Here is a 19,234-nt window from a genome sequence, read left to right as displayed (position 1 = left end):
CGGGGGAGCCGAGGCCGTGGAACCGGTCGACAGCCAGACGGGGCCGACGCCCCGCGACAGCGGGTTGCTGACGGTGCCCAACGCGCTGAGCGTGCTGCGTCTGGCCCTGATCCCGGTGTTTCTCTGGTTGTTGCTGGTGCAGAAGTCCGACGGGTGGGCGTTCGCGATCCTGGTGTTCTCCGGGTTCTCCGACTGGGCGGACGGAAAGCTCGCACGATGGCTGAACCAGTCGTCGAAGATCGGGGCGCTGCTGGACCCGGCGGCGGACCGGCTCTACATCGTCATCATCCCGATCGCGTTCGGGATCCGCGAGTTCGTGCCGTGGTGGTTGATCGCGGTGATCATCGGCAGAGATCTCGCGTTGTTCGCGACCGCCCCACTGCTGCGCTCTCGTGGACTGGTGGCGCTGCCGGTGCTCTACATCGGCAAGGCCGCAACCTTTGCCCTGATGAGCGCGTTCCCGTGGTTGCTTGCGGGACAACTCGATTCGGTGGTGGGCACGATCGCATACCCGGTCGGGTGGGCGTTCATGATCTGGGGTGTGGGCCTGTACCTCTGGTCGTTCCTGCTGTACGCCTACCAGACGCTGTTGGTCGTCCGTCGTATGCCACGGGTGGCTGCCGGCTCGTGATCGCCGACGGATTCGGGGCAATCGGGCGACCCGCCCGACGATCCGGGTACAGATGACCTAAAGTCCTGCGTTTGAAGAAGTTCGCAGTTTTGTCGCCTCCGACCAGAAAGGTGCGACAGTGACCGAAACCGATGTGCCCGCAACGCTGCGCTACACGGCAGAGCACGAATGGGTGGAGAGAACGGGCCCCACAACGGTGCGAGTGGGCATCACCGACTTCGCCCAGGACGCGCTCGGAGACGTCGTCTTCGTCCAACTCCCGGCCGTCGACGACGCCGTCGAGCACGGCGAGTCGTTCGCCGAGGTGGAATCCACCAAGAGTGTCTCGGACATCTACGGCCCACTCGACGGTACGGTGTCGGAGATCAACGGAGAGCTCGAGTCGTCACCGGAACTGGTGAACTCTGATCCCTACGGATCAGGCTGGCTGGTCGTGATCAGCATGGCAGACGAGGGGGCCCTGGATGCGGCGCTCGCGGAGACTCTCGACGCGGACGGCTATCGCGGGGTCATCGACGCCTGACGCTTGTTGCTGCCCGGTCGGACCGGGGAGTAACAAGCCGACAACGCCCGACCCGTAAGCGGAATGTCGAGCAGGGCGCAGCGACTATGATCGTCGGTGTTCTGGTCGACTCGATCACCCGTGTGGCAACCGCGACACGGTACGGTTACTCACAGCAGGTCCGGTTCGATGTCCGACGAAGTCGGCGAGCCGGAGGCCCGAGCACGATGAAGATGCACCGGCACCGCCAGCGCATGGTCACGCGGTTCGCGTGTCCGTCCGGGACCGCCGGATGTGGGGACGCCGAGGCTCTCGGGCACAGAGACAGACGAAGGAGAAGTGGTGAGCGATAACGACAAGGACCTTGAGGCGCCGGTGGAGACCACATCGGTTTTCCGGGAGGAGTTCATCTCCGAACTCGATTCCGGAGCCGTCGCCTCGAGTGAACCCGCCGACACCGGGGTGGAGAGGCTCTCGCCCGGCACGGCGCTGCTTGTCGTCAAGCGTGGTCCCAATGCGGGATCGCGCTTCCTGCTCGATCAGGCGACGACCTCGGCCGGCCGGCACCCGGACAGCGACATCTTCCTCGACGATGTGACCGTCAGCCGACGTCACGCGGAATTCCGGCTTGGCGACAACGAGTTCCAGGTCGTCGACGTGGGCAGCCTCAACGGGACCTACGTGAACCGCGAACCGGTCGACACGGCCCAGCTGAGCAACGGCGACGAGGTGCAGATCGGCAAGTTCCGCCTCGTCTTCCTGAGTGGCCCGCGCGACGGCCAAGCGGGCGCCTGACCCCGTGACGGCGTCGTCGGCGGGGCAGCGCGGCGAAGGATCGATGTCCATCGGGTCGGTCCTCGCGCTGCTGCGGGAGGACTTCCCGGACGTCACGATCTCGAAGATCCGATTCCTGGAATCCGAGGGGTTGATCACGCCCGAGCGGGCGCCGTCGGGGTATCGCCGGTTCAGTTCGTCCGACGTCGAACGACTGCGGTTCGTGCTGACCGCTCAGCGTGATCGCTATCTGCCGCTCAAAGTGATCAAAGAGCAGCTCGACGCGATCGACGGTGGCGACGGTGGTGCGGGTGCCGGCGGCACCCGGTTGCTGTCATCCGCCCGGACCGCGGTCGCGCCGGCCACCGACTTCGGCGCCCGGGGTGGACGGGTCTCCCGCGAGGCGCTCATCGAGCGGACGGGTGTCGACTCGGCCTTCGTCACCGAACTGCAGCGTAATGGGTTGCTGATCTCGGGACCCGCCGGTTTTTACGACGAGGATGCGGTGCGACTGGTCGAGGCCGCTGCCGCCCTGGCGAACTATGGGGTGGAGACTCGGCACCTGAGAGCGTTCAAGGTGTCCGCGGATCGTGAGGCCGGACTGGTCGCCCAGATCGCCAGCCCGATCGCCAAGGGCAAGGGCACCGGGGCCCGCGATCGGGCCGAAGAGCTGGTTCGCGAGATCGCCGCATTGTCGGTCACACTGCACACGCAATTGGTCAAGGCTGCGGTTCGGGGAGTGCTCGACTGATCGGTATTCGGCGGCCCTCGTGGGGTCCCGATGCGGTGTAGCGTCGTGATCAGCGGTTCGGCCGCAGCGAGTCGGCCGACGTCAACTATCCGGCGATCATGAGGAGGCGGGTGCCAGATGGGCGAGATGCGAGTCGTGGGCATTCGGGTCGAGCCGCCGCAGAGCCAGCCCGTGCTGTTACTGCGCGAGGTCGAGGGTGAACGCTATCTGCCGATCTGGATCGGGCAGAGTGAAGCCGCGTCGATTGCGCTGCAGCAAAAGGGGATCGAGCCGCCTCGGCCGCTGACACATGACCTGATCGTGAATCTGATCGTCGAGTTCGGCCAGACCCTGCGCGAGGTTCGGATCGTCGACATGCAGGAAGGCACCTTCTACGCGGAGATGGTCTTCGGCGACGATCTACGTGTGTCGGCGCGACCGTCTGATTCGATCGCCGTCGCCATGCGGGCCGGGGTGCCCATCATCGCCGATGAGGACGTCCTCACCGAAGCAGGATTGTTGATCCCCGACGAGGACGGTGACGCGGGCGCACCGGCGGATGCCAAGGAAGACGAGGTCGAGAAGTTCAAAGAATTCCTCGACAACGTGTCCCCGGACGATTTCAAGGCCAGTGGCGGCGCATGAGCCGCGAATGGTCACGGAATGGGCACCGCGAGGTCACCATTTGCTCGATCTCAAGTTGAGGTTGAGGCTCGCGGGCGCGTCGCGTTGATTGGTTCTCGAGAGCAACCTACCGTCGACACGTCTCCCGATTTCAGCGGGGACGGAGGATGATCGTCCGTCAGGCGCGTACTGTTGAACCAGTCCTCGAGGCTCACGCCCGGGGTTCGGTGTCTGTCGAGTCGATCCAGGCGTTGCGAGGGAGTCTGCAGTGGGCGATGAGCCGTTCGACGACGAGGTGACGTCACCGACGGAGGGGTCGCCTGGCAGTGATACCCGCGATGGTGACAGCCGCGATGTCCGTCCCGGTACGGCAACCCAGGGCAGCCTCGACGACATCGCGCCGGGACTGTTCCCGAACGACACCGTGCCGGATGAACTCATCGGCTACCGGGTGCCGAGCGCGTGTCAGATCGCCGGCATCACCTACCGCCAGCTCGACTACTGGGCCCGGACCTCACTCGTCGTGCCGTCGATCCGCGGTGCGGCCGGCTCGGGGAGCCAGCGTCTCTACTCGTTCAAGGACATCCTCGTCCTCAAGATCGTGAAGCGACTGCTCGACACCGGGATCTCGCTGCAGAACATCCGCGTGGCGGTGGACCATCTGCGCAAGCGTGGCGTCGAGGACCTCGCCCGCATCACCCTCTTCTCCGATGGCACCACCGTCTACGAGTGCACGTCGGCCGAGGAGGTCGTCGACCTGCTTCAGGGCGGTCAGGGCGTTTTCGGCATCGCGGTCAGCGGAGCCATGCGCGAATTGACCGGCACCATCGCAGATTTCCCGGGCGAGCGCGCCGACGGAGGTGTGACCGAAACCGCTCCGGAGGACGAACTGGCCGCACGTCGCAAGAGCCGCACCCGCCGTACCGGCTGAGGCAGCCCGCTCACCTCCCGCGTGCACTGCGGTGCCCGGGCATCGACGTATACTGGCTGGACGTCGCTGCGTTGCGGGAGAGAGCCACCGATCGGGTTCGAGGTGGCCGCCGAAGGAGCAACACCTCCTCGTCAAACTCTCAGGCACCCAGGACCGTGATGTTGACGGCGTCTCTGGAAAGTGACCCGGGGTGACCCGGGTCCGCCCACGGTGAAAGGTCGGCCCACAGCGGGCCGGCCGAATCTCTCAGGCGTTTCGGTGTCCGCGAGCGGACCGACGAACATGACAGAGGGGGAGGGCCGCAGACCGCCGAGAGGTAGCCCGTCATGTCCGCCACTCCCCACACCGAGCCGGCCGAGTTCGTCGACCGCCACGTCGGACCCGACGCCGACGAGACCGAGCGCATCCTCGCCGAAATCGGCGTGCCCACCCTCGACGATCTGGCCCGGCAAGTCGTGCCGGCCGTGATCGCCGACGACCCGGGCGCCAACGGGCTGGCCGCGCTGCCCGACGCCATCTCCGAGCAGAGCGTCCATGACCGACTCGCCGAACTCGCCGCACGGAACGTGGTGGCGCGGTCGATGATCGGGTTGGGCTACTACGACACGTTCACGCCACCGGTGATCCTGCGCAACGTGCTGGAGAACCCAGCCTGGTACACCGCATATACGCCGTACCAGCCCGAGATCAGTCAGGGGCGCCTCGAGGCGCTGCTCAATTTCCAGACGATGGTCGCCGATCTGACCGCCATGGAGGTGGCCAACGCGTCGATGCTGGACGAGGCGACCGCGGCGGCCGAGGCGATGACCTTGATGCGTCGCGCCGGCAAGTCGCGTTCGTCCCGCTTGGTGGTCGACACCGATCTGTTCCCGCAGACCCGCGCGCTGATCGAGACACGCGCAGAACCACTCGGCATCGAGGTGGTCGAGGCGTCGTTGCATCCCGCGATGCCCGGGTGTGGTCTGCCCGACGGTGATTTTTTCGGTGTGGTGCTGCAGACGCCCGGCGCCTCCGGCCGCATCCTCGATGTCGCGCCGATCATCGCCGCGGCGCACGAGGCCGGCGCGCTCGTCGCCGTCGGCGCGGATCTGTTGGCGCTCACCCTCATCATCCCACCGGGCGAGGCCGGCGCCGACGTCTGTTTCGGCACCACGCAGCGATTCGGGGTGCCGATGGGATTCGGCGGACCGCACGCCGGCTTTCTGTCGGTCCACTCCGCGCACGCGCGGCAGCTGCCGGGCCGATTGGTCGGCGTCTCCAAGGACGCCGACGGCAACCTCGCCTACCGGCTCGCGCTGCAGACCCGCGAACAGCACATCCGTCGGGAGAAGGCGACCAGCAACATCTGCACTGCGCAGGTCTTGCTGGCGATCGTCGCCGCAATGTACGCGTCCTATCACGGCGCCGACGGTCTGCGTGCCATCGCACGACGCGTTCACGACGCCGCGGTGTTCCTGGCGGATCGCCTGACGGTCGCAGGGTTCTCCGTGGCACACTCCTCGTTCTTCGACACCATCGTGGTTCGGGCGCCGGGTCAGGCCGCGGCTGTGGTGGCCCACGCCAAGCGCGACGGCAACATCAATCTCCGGCTGATCGACGCCGACACCATCGGCATCGCCTGCGACGAGACGACATCGGGAGACGACCTCGCAGCGGTTCTGCGCGCCTTCAGCGCGGAAGGTGTGCGGAGCCATGCGTTCTCCCAGCCGATCGAGACCCGCCGCAGCGAGTTCCTCACGCATCCGGCGTTCAACCGCTACCGCACCGAGACCGCGATGCTCCGGTACCTACGCGGGCTCTCGGACAAGGACATCGCCCTGGACCGCAGCATGATTCCTCTGGGGTCGTGCACGATGAAGCTCAACGCCACGGCCGAGATGGAGCCGATCACCTGGCCCGGTTTCGCGCGTCTGCACCCGTTCGCTCCGTCGTCGGATACGGTCGGCATCCGTGAACTCATCTCGACCCTCGAGGACTGGCTGGTCGCCATCACCGGATACGACCGCGTCAGCGTCCAGCCGAATGCCGGCTCGCAGGGCGAGTATGCGGGCCTGCTCGCCATCCGGCGCTACCACGTCAGCCGTGGGGACGTCGAACGTGACGTGTGTCTGATCCCCTCGAGCGCCCACGGAACCAACGCCGCGTCAGCTGTGATGGCCGGTCTGCGGGTCGTCGTGGTCGCCTGCCGGGAGAACGGTGACGTCGACGTCGATGACCTGCGCGCCAAGATCGGCAAGCACAGGGATGCGCTGGCGGCCATCATGATCACCTACCCGTCGACGCACGGTGTGTTCGAGCATGACATCGAGGAGATCTGCGCCGCGGTCCATGACGCCGGCGGCCAGGTCTACGTCGACGGCGCGAACCTGAACGCGCTGGTCGGCGTGGCCCGACCTGGACGCTTCGGCGGCGACGTCAGCCATCTGAACCTGCACAAGACGTTCTGCATCCCACACGGTGGGGGCGGCCCGGGCGTCGGACCGGTCGCCGTCGGTGAACACCTCGCGCCATTCCTGCCCGGACATCCGTTGGCCGACGACCTGCCCGATGAGGGAACGATCTCGGCCGCCCCGTACGGGTCGGCCTCGATCCTGCCGATCACGTACGCCTACATCGCCATGATGGGCGCAGACGGCCTGCGTCGGGCGACGCTGACCGCGATCGCGTCGGCCAACTACATCGCCCGGCGACTGGCCGATCATTTTCCGGTGCTGTATGCGGGCGAGAACGGATTCGTGGCCCACGAGTGCATCCTCGATCTGCGGCCGTTGACCAAGGCCACCGGTGTCACGGTGGACGACGTGGCAAAGCGCTTGGCGGACTATGGGTTCCACGCCCCGACGATGAGTTTCCCGGTGGCCGGCACGTTGATGGTCGAACCCACCGAGAGTGAGAACCTCGATGAGCTCGACGCCTTCTGCGAGGCGATGATCGCCATCCGCGCCGAGATCGATCGGGTCGGGGCCGGGGAGTGGCCGGCCGACGACAACCCGCTGCGCAATGCACCGCACACCGCGGAGGCTCTCGTCGCGGACTGGGATCACCTTTACTCGCGGGAGGTCGCGGTGTATCCGCAGGGATTGCCGTCGGCGGGCGCGCGGGCCAAGGTGTGGCCGGCGGTGCGACGCATCGACGGCACCTACGGCGACCGGAACCTGGTCTGCAGCTGCCCGCCGGTCGAGGCGTTCAGCGACTAGCCTCCGGCCGCGGGGCTCGTCGCGGCGGGTTCGGTCGAGGATGCCGGGGCCGACGGTTTCGGCGCAATGGGCGGGCCGCTGTCGGGGCCGTACACGAGTCGATTGATCGTGACGGTGGCGGCGGTCTCGGGGTTGGGCATCGGGTCGTCGGTGACCGGGAACCCGACAGTCGCGGTCTTCGCCGGCATCGGCGCGTCGCCGCGGAACCCGAGCCCGGTGAGTTTCTTCAGCTGCTCCGGCTGACTCGCGAACTCGACGAACTCGGCGACGGCGTCGGTCTGCTCGGGCGCCACGTCGGGTCCGGTGAGCCGGATGATGGGGTAGTCGGCGATGGGCGTCGGACCGCCCGGGATGACCTCGGCGAGCCGCTGCGTCGTGTCGGCGCGGGTGAGCTGGTACAGGGACTGTTCGGTGATGGCGACCGCATGGATGGACGCGGTGGCCGGGTCGTCGGCGTCGGCGATCAACCGGGCCGCCCCGACCGGCGAGCCGTCGGGCGACTGCGGGGCACCCGAGAGCATGGCCTCGACACTGGATTCCACCCGGGGTGAACTCGCGTCCTGTTCGGTGAGCGTCCCGGTGGTTCGGGTGACCTGCATCGCCACCGCCTGGGCGGCGAGGGCAGTCGCGTCGGATTGCGCCCCGGTGGGCATCGAGAGGCGAATCGATCCCCAGCTGCCGAGTCCGACGTCGCCCAGGCTCGAATCGCGTTGCTGCAGGGTCGGTAGTTGGCGCCAATCGAGATTGCCGTCGAAGGCGGAAGCGAGTTGTGGCGCCGTGGCCAGCACGACCGGCGAGCTGACCAGCGATCTGGGATCGCCGTCGACGATGTCGGGCCGTGCGGTCATGAGGTCGGCCGCCCAGATCGAGGACTGTGGCATCCACGCCGCCGGGTACGCGCCGAGTGAGGCGGTGTCCCACGTGCCGGCGAGGCCGTCGAGGGTGATCTTGGCGTCACCAGGGCGCACCTCGACGGCGATGCAATGATCGCGCACGACGGGATCGGTCTTCGAGTATTCCTGAGCGATGGTGCCCAGTGCAGCGGCGATGTCGGGGTCGGCGATGACGGGCACCGTGGTCCTGCCTTCCACGCAGTTCGCCGCGGCCTGATCACCCTGCCGGTCGATGTGGTCGCCGAGCTGAACCCACACCACGACGAGGGCGGCGACGAGCACCACCCCCAACAGGGAGCCGACCAGACCTCGACTGACTCCGCGTCCACGCCCCGATGAGCGGCCGTCAGTACTCCGATGGTGTGCCAACCCCCCGCCTTCCGCAGCTCGGTCCGTCATCTGTCACCCCGGTCCGGTTGTGACCGGGGTGACAAACGACGACGATAGCGGACATCAGGACCGACGACACCATGGTGGCGACAATGCGCACCGCTGCGCAGCGCGGAACACCGGCCGATCAGGCGTTGGCGGCTTTGAATTCCCGCCGCTTGCGATGCAGGATCGGCTCGGTGTAGCCACTGGGCTGCTTCGCGCCTTCGAGGATCAGCTCCTTGGCCGCCTGGAAGGCGATGCTCGAGTCGAAGTCCGGGGCCATCGGCCGATAGGACGCATCCCCCGAGTTCTGCCGGTCGACGACCGGTGCCATCCGCTCGAGCGCGGCGACGATGTCCTCGGTGGTGACGATCCCGTGGTGCAGCCAGTTCGCCAGGAGCTGGCTGGAGATCCGCAGCGTCGCGCGGTCTTCCATCAACGCGATGTCGTGGATGTCGGGGACCTTGGAGCAGCCGACGCCCTGATCGATCCAGCGCACCACGTAGCCGAGGATGGACTGGCAGTTGTTGTCCAGTTCCTCCTTCTTCTCCTCGGCCGACCAGTCGGTCTTCGGTGCGAGCGGGATGGTCAGGATGTCGTCGACGGACGCCGGGTCGCGCTTGGCGATCTCGTCCTGCCTTTCGAACACGTCGACGAGGTGATAGTGCAGGGCGTGCAGCGTCGCCGCGGTCGGCGACGGCACCCAGGCGGTGGTCGCGCCGGCCTTGGGATGACCGATCTTCTGCTCGAGCATGTCGGCCATCAGGTCGGGCATGGCCCACATGCCCTTGCCGATCTGCGCCTTGTGCTGCAGGCCGGCGGCCAGACCGGTGTCGACGTTGAAATCCTCGTAGGCCGCGATCCACTTCTGCTGCTTCATCTCGCCCTTGCGGATCATCGCGCCGGCTTCCATGGAGGTGTGGATCTCGTCGCCGGTGCGGTCGAGGAAGCCCGTGTTGATGAACACCACGCGATCCTCAGCGGCCTTGATGCAGGCCTTGAGGTTGACGGTGGTCCGGCGCTCCTCGTCCATGATGCCGACCTTGAGCGTGTTCTCCGGCAGGCCGAGGACCTTCTCGACGCGGTCGAAGAGCTCGACGGTGAAGGCGACCTCGTCGGGGCCGTGCATCTTCGGCTTCACGATGTAGATCGAGCCGGTGCGGGAGTTCTGCAGCCCCTCGGCGGAGACACCCGGCCCGGTCGCTTCGCTTCCGGCACCGTTCATCCCATGGATGCCGATCAGCGAGGTGAACAGGCCGTCGAGGATGCCCTCGGGCACCTCGTTGCCGTCGGCGTCGAGGACGGCCGGGTTGGTCATCAGGTGACCCACGTTGCGGACGAACAGCAGGGAACGGCCGTGCAGGTCGAACGACGATCCGTCCGGCGCGAGGTAGTCGCGGTTGGGGTTGAGCACACGCGTGAACGTCTTGCCGCCCTTGGTGACCTCTTCGGCGAGATCCCCTCTGTTCAGGCCGAGCCAGTTGCGATAGCCGAGGACCTTGTCGTCGGCATCGACGGCGGCCACCGAGTCCTCGAAGTCCATGATCGTGGTGATCGCCGACTCGACGACCACATCCTTGATGCCTGCCGGGTCGGTCGTGCCGATGGGCGACTCGGCGTCGATCTCGATGTCGAGATGAAGACCGTTGTTGCGCAACAGGATCGACGTCGGTGCGCTCGGCTCGCCGCGGTATCCGGCGAACGCTGACGGGTCGGCCAACGACGATGTCTTGCCCTCGGCGAGGGTGACCTGCAACGCCGAGTCGACCACCGCGAAGGCGGTGACGTCGGAGTAGCTGCACTGTTCGAGCGGGACCGCCTTGTCCAGGAAGTCCTTGGCGTAGGCGATCACCTTGTCACCGCGCACCTTGTTGTACGAGGTGCCCTTCTCGGCGCCGTCGGTTTCCGGGATCGCGTCGGTGCCGTAGAGCGCGTCGTACAGCGAACCCCAGCGCGCATTCGACGCGTTGAGGGCGAAGCGCGCATTGAGCACGGGGACGACGAGCTGCGGTCCGGCGGTCTCGGAGATCTCCCGGTCGACGTTCTCGGTGCCGACCTGGAAATCGGCGGGAACCTCGGCCAGATATCCGATCTCGGTCAGGAACGACTTGTAGGCGTCGAAGTCGAACTCGCCCTTGTTGTCACGGTGCCACTGATCGATCTTGGCCTGCAGGTCGTCGCGGACCCCGAGGAGCTCGCGGTTGCGGGGTGCGAGATCGGAGATGACCGATGCCGCACCGGCCCAGAAGGCGTCCTGGTCTACACCGGTGCCGGGCAACGCCTCGTTGTTGATGAAGTCGTACAGGACGGAAGCGACCTGTAGCCCGTTGACGTTGATCCGGTCAGACATGACAGCCTTTCTCCAGCGATGAATCGACCCCTACATGCTACTCGCCGGTAATCAGCGCTTCGGCAGGTGGTGGCTCGGGTCGGGAGGGTCTCGATACATCTCCTCGCTACGCTCGTCGGCTACTCGACCAGCGGGAGGCTCGACAGCTCGGTACAACGGTGAATGATCGCCTCGCGCAGGACCGCGCCGTCTGCTGCGATCGCCACCTGCTCACGGACGTAGTGTGCACGGCCGGCCGGGGTCTCGATCGCGACGGGTTCATAGCCGAGGTCGCGCAGGTCGTACGGGCTCGCCCTCATGTCGAGTTCGCGTGCCCGCAGCGCCAATTCGAAACAGGCGAGGGTCAGGTCGGATTCGAGCAGCGGCGCCAGTGTGAAGCAGACTCGGTAGAGATCCATCGTCGCGTGCAGACAGCCGGGCTGTTCATCGGCGAGTTGGCGTTCCCGGGACAGTTCGTCGGAGTTGCGCCCGCGCGCCTGCGGAGTGAAGAAACGGAATGCGTCGAAGTGCGTGCACCGCAACGACATGTCCTCGACGACCGCGTCGGTGCCGGTGGGACCGAGGCGCAGTGGGATCTGATGGCGGGTGTCCGCGGTCCGATAGACCATCGCCCATTCATGCAGACCGAAGCAGCTCAGATGAGCGGGACGCGAGGCGGTGGCCCGCAGCAGCGCCGATGTGGCCTCGAGCGCGCCGACGCGACGCCGCAGGTATGCCGGGTCGACGCTCACACCGTGGTGATCGGTCCCCGTCTCGACCCGCCGGTACCCGCGCAGGCTCAGGTACTCATCCCCGCCGTCGAGGGCGACGCCGTACCCGGGATGCCACCGGCGGACGTGGCCCGGTCGGGATGCGTAGTAGGTGAACAGGAAGTCGATCACCGGATGTTTCACGCCGGTTCGCCGGGCGCGCAGATAAGGTCCGATCAGCTCGTCCACGCGGGCACGGTGAGCGTCACGCAGGGCGTGCCACTCGGACCGGTGCAGTCGGCGCTGCACTTCTCGGGAGGCGGTGGAGGCGGTCATGAGCTCACACCCGGTGCGTCTCGTCGCGGACGGTGCCGACGAACTCTTCGACCAGATCGGCCATCGCGACGATGCCGACGGTACGGCCGCTGTCGTCGACCACCGCTCCGAGGTGTGCGGTGGTCCGGCGCAGCGCCGCGGTCGCCTCGTCGAGTGGGGTCGTCGACGCGATGACCGGCAGGGTGCGCACCTTGTCGATACCGATGATGGTGTCGGGGCCGATCCGCTCGTCGAGGATGTCGTCGAGGATGTCCTTGAGGTGCAGGTAGCCGGTGAACGTGCCGTCGGGTCCGCGCACCGGGAAGCGGGAGAACCCGGTGTCGCTGACCGCATGTTCGACGGAGCCGAGGGTGGGGCCGGTGCCGCCTGTCGCCGCGTCGACCTCGACGGCGACACTGTGCAGCTGGTCGAGCGGGATCATCACCTCGCTCACCATCCGGCTCACCGACTGCAGGGCACGCGTCAGCCGTTCGTGTTCCTCGGCGTCGATGAGACCCTCCTGCTTCGATTCGCCGAGCATCTGCGCCAACTCGCCCGGTGACACGCTCGAGGCGAGTTCGTCCTTGGGTTCCACCCGCATCAGACGCAGCGAGATGTTGGCGAGCCAGTTGTAGAAGGCGATCAGCGGTCGGGCCAGCCGGAGGAACATGAGGTGAGCGGGGACCAGCAGCATGGCCGACCGCTCCGGCCCGGCGAGCGCGATGTTCTTCGGCACCATCTCGCCGATCAGGATGTGCAGCACCACGACCAGCGACAGCGCGATGGCGAAGGAGATCGGATGTAACAGGGCCTCCGGCACATGAGCGAGGTCCAGCGGTTTCTCGATCAGATGTGCCACCGCGGGTTCACCGACGCGGCCGAGCAGGATCGAACAGATGGTGATGCCCAATTGCGCCCCGGCCAGCATCAGCGACAGACGTTCACTGGCCCGGATCACGGTTCGTGCGCGCTTCTTGCCGGCGTCCTCGAGTGCCTCGAGACGATCGCGGCGTGCGGAGATCAGGGAGAACTCGGCGCCGACGAAGAAGGCGTTGCCGCCCAGCAGCACGACGGTCAGCAGTACGGCCCAGACATCACTCATCCGCGGGTCCCGCCGGATCGGTGACCGGTCGCAGTGACACCACGTCGACGCGCCTGCCGTCCATCTGCGTCACGGTCGCGCGCCAGACGGTCTCCGTGCCCGGCATGGGCGTGTCCTCTTCGTCGTCGTCTCCGTCGCCGACCGACGAACGATTCGGCAGATCCACGGTGTCGCCGGCCGAGGGGATCCGGCCCAGGCAGAACATGACCAGTCCGCCGAGCGTGTCGTAGGAACCCTCCGGGGCCCGATAGCCGGTCGCCTCGAAGACCTCGTCGATGCGCAGCAGTCCGGAGCACAGGTAGCCGTCGCCGTCCTCGGCGATGTCGGCGCGTTCGTGGTCGTGCTCGTCGACGACATCACCGAGGATCTCCTCGATCAGATCCTCGGTGGTGACGATGCCGGCGGTCCCGCCGTACTCGTCGATCACCACACACAGCTCCATCCCGTCCGCGCGGATACGTTCCATCAGGGCATCGCCGTCGAGGCTCGCCGGTACCCGCGGCACGTTGCGCGCGATCGACGCGACCGTGGTGTCGGCGGCGCGTTCGGGTGCAACCGTGAATGCCTGTTTGATGTGGACGACGCCGACCAGGTCGTCGAGGTCGCCGTCGACGACGACCGGAAACCGGGAATGACCGGTCCGCGACGACGCCATGACGAGGTCGCGGATGTTGTCCTCGCGGTCGAGGCATTCGACGGTCACCCGCGGCGTCATCAGATCCTCGGCGGTGAGTTCGCCGAACTTGAGCGATCGGTCGACGAGCGCGGCGGTGCCGGGGTCGATGGAGCCCTGACGGGCCGAATTCCGTACCAGCGAGACGAGTTCCTGCGGGGATCGCGCAGATCGCAACTCCTCGGCCGGTTCGATGCCCAACCGGCGGACCAGCCAGTTGGCCGAGCCGTTGAGCCCGTTGATCGCCCACCGGAACGCGGCGGAGAAGATCGTCATGACGCCGGCGGTGGCGCGGGCCACCGCGAGCGGCTTGGCGATCGCGAGGTTCTTGGGGATCAACTCGCCGAGCACCATCGACAACGACGTCGCGAGGATCAGGGCGAGTGCCAGTGACACGCCCGACGCGGCCGAATCGCTGAGGCCGAGCCCGGTCAGGGCCGGGTTGAAGATCCGCGCCAGGACCGGTTCGGCGATGTAGCCGGTGATCAGGGTGGTGATGGTGATGCCGAGCTGGGCGCCGGACAGCTGGAACGAAAGGGTCGAATGCGCACGTTGGACGAGGCGGGACCGACGGTCGGCCCGAGTGGCCACGTCGTCGGAGATCGTGGACCGTTCGAGCGCGGTCAGCGAGAATTCTGCGGCGACGAAGACCGCGGTGCCCAGGGTGAGCGCGATGAAACCGATGAGGCTGGCGACGAGGAGGAGGGTCTCCACCCGTCACCACCCACCCGGCAGGGGTCGTCCTTCGGCGAATCCGGCTGCCGACTGGATGCCGAGCACGACCTTGTCATGGAGTTCGCCCAGCGTCCGGGCGCCGGTGTAGGTCGCGGTGCTGCGAACACCCGAACAGATGTGGTCGATGAGGTCCTCGACGCTGGGCCGCTCGGGATCGATGCGGATTCGCGAACTCGATATCCCTTCCTCGAACAGCGACTTGCGTGCGAGGTCGTAGGCGCTGTCGGTGGCGGACCGGGCGGCGACGGCTCGCTTGGACGCCATCCCGAAGCTCACCTTGTAACGCCCGTCCGCATCCTGTTGCAGGTCGCCGGGCGATTCGTAGGTGCCCGCGAACCACGAGCCGATCATCACGTTGGACGCACCGGCCGCGATGGCCAGCGCCACGTCGCGCGGATGCCGGACGCCACCGTCGGCCCAGACGTGTGCCCCGTGTTCACGGGCCACCGCCGAACACTCGGCGACCGCGGAGAACTGTGGCCGCCCGACACCGGTCATCATTCGTGTGGTGCACATCGCGCCCGGACCGACGCCTACCTTGATGATCGAGGCACCTGCGTTGATCAGGTCGAGGGTGCCCTGCGCGGACACGACGTTGCCTGCGGCGATGGGCACGCCGGGATCGGCGGCCGCCACCGCCTCGAGTGCCGTGAGCATCTTCTCCTGATGGCCGTGGGCGGTGTCGATCACGAGTAGATCTGCACCCGCGGCGGCCAGCGCCTTGGCCTTGCCGACGACGTCGCCGTTGATACCGACGGCGGTCGCGATGCGCAACCGGTTGTCGGCGTCGGTGTTCGGGCGATAGATACCCTGCCGCAGCGCGCCGAGGCGTGTCACCACCCCGGCCAGCCGCCCGGTGTCGTCGACCAGCACGGCCAGACCGAGATGCAGGTCACCCAGGGCGTCGAAGACCTCGCGGGGTGCGGTGTCGGCCGGCAGCGTGACGATGTCGGGATCGAGGACATCGCGCACCCGGGCGAAACGATCGACGTCGCGGCAGCGCTTCTCGGTCACGACGCCGATCGGACGGCCGTCGTCGACGACGACGGCCGCACCGTGCGCACGCTTGGGTATCAGCGCCAGCGCGTCCGACACGGAGTCCTCGGCGGTCAGCGTCACCGGGGTGTCGGCGACGAGGTGCCGTGTCTTGACGTAGTCGATCGACGCGGCGACCGCCGAGATCGGCAGGTCCTGGGGCAGAACGACCAATCCGCCCCGTCGTGCCACCGTCTCGGCCATGCGTTTGCCCGCGACGGCGGTCATGTTGGCCACCACGATCGGGATCGTCGTGCCGCTACCGTCACTCGTGGACATGTCGACGTCGAATCGCGAGGCGACATCCGACCGGTTCGGCACGATGAACAAGTCGTCGTAGGTCAGATCGTGGGTGGGCGCATGGCCTTCCAGGAATTGCACGATGTTTCGAGCGCTCCTCTCACGCAGTCACTTCGGACCGGTCGTCACTCCACAATGTGTGGAAGGTGCCCGGCTTGTCGATGCGCTGATAGGTGTGCGCGCCGAAGAAGTCGCGCAGTCCCTGGGTGAGGGCGGCGGGGAGCCGCTCGCTGCGCAGCGCGTCATAGTAGGCGAGCGACGATGCGAACGCGGGGACTGGGATGCCCATCGTGGTGGCCGTCGCGACCACTCGCCGCCAGCTGTCCACCGCGTCCTCGACGGCGCTGCGGAAGTACGGGGCGAGCAGCAGGCTCGGCAGGTCCGGATTCTCGGCATACGCGTCCCGGATGCGATTGAGGAACTTGGCCCGGATGATGCAGCCGCCCCGCCAGATGGTGGCGAGGTCACCGGGGTGGACGTCCCAGTCGTACTCGGCGCTGCCGGCGGCGATCTGGTCGAAGCCCTGGGCGTAGGCGACCACCTTGGACGCGTAGAGCGCCTTGTTGATGTCGTCGATGAAGGTCTTCTTGTCGGTGGGCGCGGCCGCGAGGGTGCCCGACTCGAGACCTTGCGCCTGCTTGCGCTGATCGGTGGCGCTGGACAGTGCCCGCGCGAACACGGCCTCCGCGATACCGGTTGTCGGGATACCCAGGTCCAAGGCCGATTTCACGGTCCAGCGGCCGGTGCCCTTCTGGCCCGCGGCGTCGACGATCACATCGACGAGCGGCTTGCCGGTCTCGGCGTCGACCTGGGAGAGCACCTCTGCGGTGATCTCGACCAGGTAGCTGTCGAGGTCGCCGGAGTTCCACTCGCGGAACACGTCGGCGATCTCCGAGACGGGCAGGTCCAGGGCCTTGCGCATGAGGTCGTAGGCCTCGCCGATGAGCTGCATGTCGGCATACTCGATGCCGTTGTGGACCATCTTCACGAAGTGTCCCGAACCGTCCGGGCCGATGTGGGTGCAGCACGGTTCACCGTCGACGTGCGCGGAGATCTGCTCCAGCAGCGGGCCGAGCGACTCGTAGGACTCCTTGGGCCCGCCCGGCATGATCGACGGACCGTTCAGAGCGCCCTCCTCTCCACCGGAGATACCTGCGCCGACGAAGTTGAGTCCGCGCTTGGACATCGCGGCCTCGCGGCGGATGGTGTCGGTGTACAGCGAGTTCCCGCCGTCGATGATGATGTCGCCGTCCTCCATGAGGTCGGCGAGTTCCTCGATCACCGCATCGGTCGGGTCACCGGCCTTCACCATGATCAGGACCCGCCGCGGTCGCTCGAGCGCGGCGACGAACTCCGCCATCGATTCGGTGCGGATGAAGGAACCGTCCCCGCCGTGCTTCTCGAGCAGCGCGTCGGTCTTGGCGATGCTCCGGTTGTGCAGGGCGACCGTGTAGCCGTTGCGGGCGAAGTTGCGGGCAATGTTCGAACCCATGACGGCGAGGCCGGTCACGCCGATCTGGGCCTTTGTCGGGTCGGTGGAAGCAGAGCCGGATGAGGCGGGAGTGGTCATGGCACCAAGCCTATTGTGTGGACGATCGCCCCACGACCCGGAGGGTGGCGCGACTCATGTCGCCGAGATCAGTCGACTGAGTTCGGTCAGCCACGGAATCGCCACCGCCAGCGTCGGGACGACGAGGATCGCGGCGGCGGCGGCATAGGCGGTCAGCGCGATCAGGCGGGTGGGCTGCTCGTCGCGGAGTCGGTGGATCCGGGCCAGCGTCGTTGGTCCGCCGACCGCCATCGCGCCGCGGGGGGCGACCGCGTCGGCACATGCGACGAGCGCGCGACCCAGCGTCGTCGGGGCCGTCGCCCGGACGGCCTGATCGTCGGCGAGGGCTTCGACCAGAAGTTCGACGGCCCCGAGCGCCGAGCGGCTCCGGACGAACCGGGGGAAAGCCTCGTGCAGCGCGATGAACGCCTCGAGGACGAGGTCATGACGCGCCCGGAGATGAGCACGTTCATGCGTCAGTACGGCGGTCAGTTCCTCCCGGGAGAGGCGGGCGACGACGCCTTCGCTGATGACCACGCGCTGCCGCAGGCCGGGCAGGCAATAGGCGAGGGGTTGCTCGACGTCGATCATGCGGACGTCGCTGGCGAACAGCGGGTGCGACCTGTCACTCGTCGCGCTGCGATCGCAGCGATCGAGGATGTCGATGAGCTGTCGGTGGGCGTAGCGGCGGGCCCTGGTGCGGACACCCACGCGGATCACGGTGTACATGAGGCGCGCGCCGACCATGAGCGTGAGCGCGAACACACCGACCAGGGTGAGCCACATCGGCAGACCGAGTCGCTCGATCTCGTGCAGCGGGTTGGTGGTGGGAGCGCCGTCCTCACCGGGTGCGAGCAGGTTCGACGCGATGGCGAGGCCACAACTGAACGCGGACAGCACGCCGGCAAGAGCTATCGCCTGCCACAACGTCATCGCCGCCCGAGGTGCCTTGACCGGCCAGGACGCGCGGGACAACGACTCCGCGGCAGGGCCGACCAGCGCCAAGGTCAGGATGCCGAAGAAGAGCGCGGTCATCGAAAACGTCCTTGAGTGGGCTGTCTGGTATCGCTGCTGATGGTGGGGTGATCTGGTTCTGTGTGGAACTTGTCGTGGGGCCGAATCTAGCTTGTCTCGTGCGTCCCGCGGGCCGCTTCGAGCTCATCGAGCGCGTGACGCAGAGCCGCGGCCTCGTCGGCACCGACCCGCCCGACGAACGAGACGAGCGCAGCATGCCGCGATCCCGGCGCCTCGGCTTCACTCAGGGCATCGACCATGAGGCTGGCCACGAGGTCCTCGCGAGGGTGGGTGGGCACGTACTTGTGAGCGCGGTCGTCACGGATCTGGGTGACCAGATTCTTCTTCGCGAGCCGCTGCAGCACCGTCATGACGGTGGTGTAGGCCAGCGAACGGTCATGTGACAGCGTTTCGTGGACCTGTCGCACCGTCTGCGGCGTCGAACTCGCCCACAAGGTGTCCATGACAGCGCGTTCGAGGTCGCCCAGCCCATTCATTCTTCGCATTTTACTTCTGCTTCTCCTACCCGTGCATGCCGACCGTCGTTACGTCGCCGACCGGTTCCGCTTCGCCTGCGCCACGGCTTGACAATATTGGTAAGGCTACCCTACGTTGATGGCACGTCGGACCGCGCGAGAGTCCTGAGGGCTGCAGAGACCCCCGGTCCACGACGGATGTGCCCCACGCTTCCTCAACGAGGCGTGGGGCACATCCGTTCCCGGACCCCGTTTCGGGCCGAGCCCAGCTCGGTTCCTCCTCCGGGCGTCGTCACTTCCTCCACATGTTTGTGGAGAGTTTGGTGATACCCGGGGGAGGAA

General features: G+C 67.1%; 16 protein-coding genes and 1 riboswitch. Of the genes, 7 read left to right on the top strand and 9 right to left on the bottom strand.

The features are described from left to right. The first annotated feature begins 16 nt into the window (after window positions 1–16). The 7 genes from ACVT6V_RS20270 (at window position 17) to gcvP (ending at window position 7,389) form a co-directional block, all read left to right on the top strand. Window positions 17–631, top strand: a complete 615-nt coding sequence (locus ACVT6V_RS20270; protein ID WP_489895910.1) for a CDP-alcohol phosphatidyltransferase family protein — start codon at window positions 17–19, stop codon at window positions 629–631. 118 nt (window positions 632–749) lie between these two features. Then, window positions 750–1,154, top strand: coding sequence for a glycine cleavage system protein GcvH (gcvH, locus tag ACVT6V_RS20265; protein ID WP_489895908.1), 405 nt, complete (start codon window positions 750–752; stop codon window positions 1,152–1,154). 318 nt (window positions 1,155–1,472) lie between these two features. Next, window positions 1,473–1,928, top strand: a complete 456-nt coding sequence (gene garA, locus ACVT6V_RS20260; RefSeq protein ID WP_489895906.1) for a glycogen accumulation regulator GarA — start codon at window positions 1,473–1,475, stop codon at window positions 1,926–1,928. 4 nt (window positions 1,929–1,932) lie between these two features. Next, entirely contained in the window at window positions 1,933–2,658 is a 726-nt protein-coding gene (gene ftsR, locus ACVT6V_RS20255) for a transcriptional regulator FtsR (RefSeq protein WP_489900913.1), read from the top strand. A 117-nt stretch (window positions 2,659–2,775) separates the two neighbouring features. Then, a complete protein-coding gene (locus ACVT6V_RS20250) occupies window positions 2,776–3,282 on the top strand; it encodes a bifunctional nuclease family protein (RefSeq protein WP_489895904.1) in 507 nt (168 codons plus the stop codon). Window positions 3,283–3,529: 247 nt separating this feature from the next. Next, window positions 3,530–4,192 carry a MerR family transcriptional regulator gene (locus ACVT6V_RS20245; RefSeq protein WP_489895902.1) on the top strand — a complete coding sequence of 221 codons (663 nt, stop codon included), beginning with the start codon at window positions 3,530–3,532 and terminating at the stop codon, window positions 4,190–4,192. Window positions 4,193–4,256: 64 nt separating this feature from the next. Next, window positions 4,257–4,358: riboswitch (glycine riboswitch) on the top strand. 160 nt (window positions 4,359–4,518) lie between these two features. Continuing rightward, on the top strand, window positions 4,519–7,389 hold the full coding sequence (gene gcvP, locus ACVT6V_RS20240; protein ID WP_489895900.1) for an aminomethyl-transferring glycine dehydrogenase: 2,871 nt from the start codon (window positions 4,519–4,521) through the stop codon (window positions 7,387–7,389). Here the strand turns inward: gcvP and ACVT6V_RS20235 are convergent. From ACVT6V_RS20235 to ACVT6V_RS20195, 9 genes are all read right to left on the bottom strand, one after another. Further along, a complete protein-coding gene (locus ACVT6V_RS20235) occupies window positions 7,386–8,651 on the bottom strand; it encodes a hypothetical protein (protein WP_489900911.1) in 1,266 nt (421 codons plus the stop codon). The two genes, gcvP and ACVT6V_RS20235, sit on opposite strands and share 4 nt — an antisense overlap. Before the next feature lie 148 nt (window positions 8,652–8,799). Beyond that, entirely contained in the window at window positions 8,800–11,004 is a 2,205-nt protein-coding gene (locus tag ACVT6V_RS20230; protein WP_489895898.1) for a malate synthase G, read from the bottom strand. 119 nt (window positions 11,005–11,123) lie between these two features. Continuing rightward, window positions 11,124–12,029 carry a 3-methyladenine DNA glycosylase gene (locus tag ACVT6V_RS20225; RefSeq protein WP_489895896.1) on the bottom strand — a complete coding sequence of 302 codons (906 nt, stop codon included), beginning with the start codon at window positions 12,027–12,029 and terminating at the stop codon, window positions 11,124–11,126. Window positions 12,030–12,033: 4 nt separating this feature from the next. Then, window positions 12,034–13,110, bottom strand: coding sequence for a hemolysin family protein (locus ACVT6V_RS20220; protein ID WP_489895894.1), 1,077 nt, complete (start codon window positions 13,108–13,110; stop codon window positions 12,034–12,036). Next, complete coding sequence (locus ACVT6V_RS20215) at window positions 13,103–14,497, bottom strand: hemolysin family protein (RefSeq protein ID WP_489895892.1); 1,395 nt, start codon at window positions 14,495–14,497, stop codon at window positions 13,103–13,105. Before ACVT6V_RS20215 ends, ACVT6V_RS20220 begins: the two co-directional genes overlap by 8 nt. A gap of 3 nt (window positions 14,498–14,500) precedes the next feature. Beyond that, window positions 14,501–15,934 carry a GMP reductase gene (gene guaB1 / locus ACVT6V_RS20210; RefSeq protein WP_489895890.1) on the bottom strand — a complete coding sequence of 478 codons (1,434 nt, stop codon included), beginning with the start codon at window positions 15,932–15,934 and terminating at the stop codon, window positions 14,501–14,503. 19 nt (window positions 15,935–15,953) lie between these two features. Further along, window positions 15,954–17,423, bottom strand: coding sequence for an NADP-dependent phosphogluconate dehydrogenase (gndA, locus tag ACVT6V_RS20205; RefSeq protein ID WP_489895888.1), 1,470 nt, complete (start codon window positions 17,421–17,423; stop codon window positions 15,954–15,956). Between the two features lie 54 nt (window positions 17,424–17,477). Beyond that, the gene (locus ACVT6V_RS20200) at window positions 17,478–18,437 is read right to left on the bottom strand and encodes a M56 family metallopeptidase (protein WP_489895886.1); all 960 of its coding nucleotides are present in this window, start codon (window positions 18,435–18,437) and stop codon (window positions 17,478–17,480) included. Window positions 18,438–18,523: 86 nt separating this feature from the next. Continuing rightward, a complete protein-coding gene (locus ACVT6V_RS20195; RefSeq protein ID WP_489895884.1) occupies window positions 18,524–18,922 on the bottom strand; it encodes a BlaI/MecI/CopY family transcriptional regulator in 399 nt (132 codons plus the stop codon). Window positions 18,923–19,234 lie beyond the last annotated feature (312 nt).

The sequence above is a fragment of the Gordonia sp. LMA167 genome (assembly GCF_058130025.1).
Note: the sequence above shows the minus strand (reverse complement) of the source record. Positions and strands in the feature narration are given on the sequence as shown.

What these genes read in the sequence shown, in the direction of transcription:
- ACVT6V_RS20250 (WP_489895904.1), top strand. Translation starts at nt 2,776, where the DNA reads ATGGGCGAGATGCGAGTCGTGGGCATTCGGGTCGAGCCGCCGCAGAGC.
- gcvP (WP_489895900.1), top strand. Translation starts at nt 4,519, where the DNA reads ATGTCCGCCACTCCCCACACCGAGCCGGCCGAGTTCGTCGACCGCCAC.
- ACVT6V_RS20230 (WP_489895898.1), bottom strand. Translation starts at nt 11,004, where the DNA reads ATGTCTGACCGGATCAACGTCAACGGGCTACAGGTCGCTTCCGTCCTG.
- ACVT6V_RS20225 (WP_489895896.1), bottom strand. Translation starts at nt 12,029, where the DNA reads ATGACCGCCTCCACCGCCTCCCGAGAAGTGCAGCGCCGACTGCACCGG.
- ACVT6V_RS20220 (WP_489895894.1), bottom strand. Translation starts at nt 13,110, where the DNA reads ATGAGTGATGTCTGGGCCGTACTGCTGACCGTCGTGCTGCTGGGCGGC.
- gndA (WP_489895888.1), bottom strand. Translation starts at nt 17,423, where the DNA reads ATGACCACTCCCGCCTCATCCGGCTCTGCTTCCACCGACCCGACAAAG.
- ACVT6V_RS20200 (WP_489895886.1), bottom strand. Translation starts at nt 18,437, where the DNA reads ATGACCGCGCTCTTCTTCGGCATCCTGACCTTGGCGCTGGTCGGCCCT.
- ACVT6V_RS20195 (WP_489895884.1), bottom strand. Translation starts at nt 18,922, where the DNA reads ATGCGAAGAATGAATGGGCTGGGCGACCTCGAACGCGCTGTCATGGAC.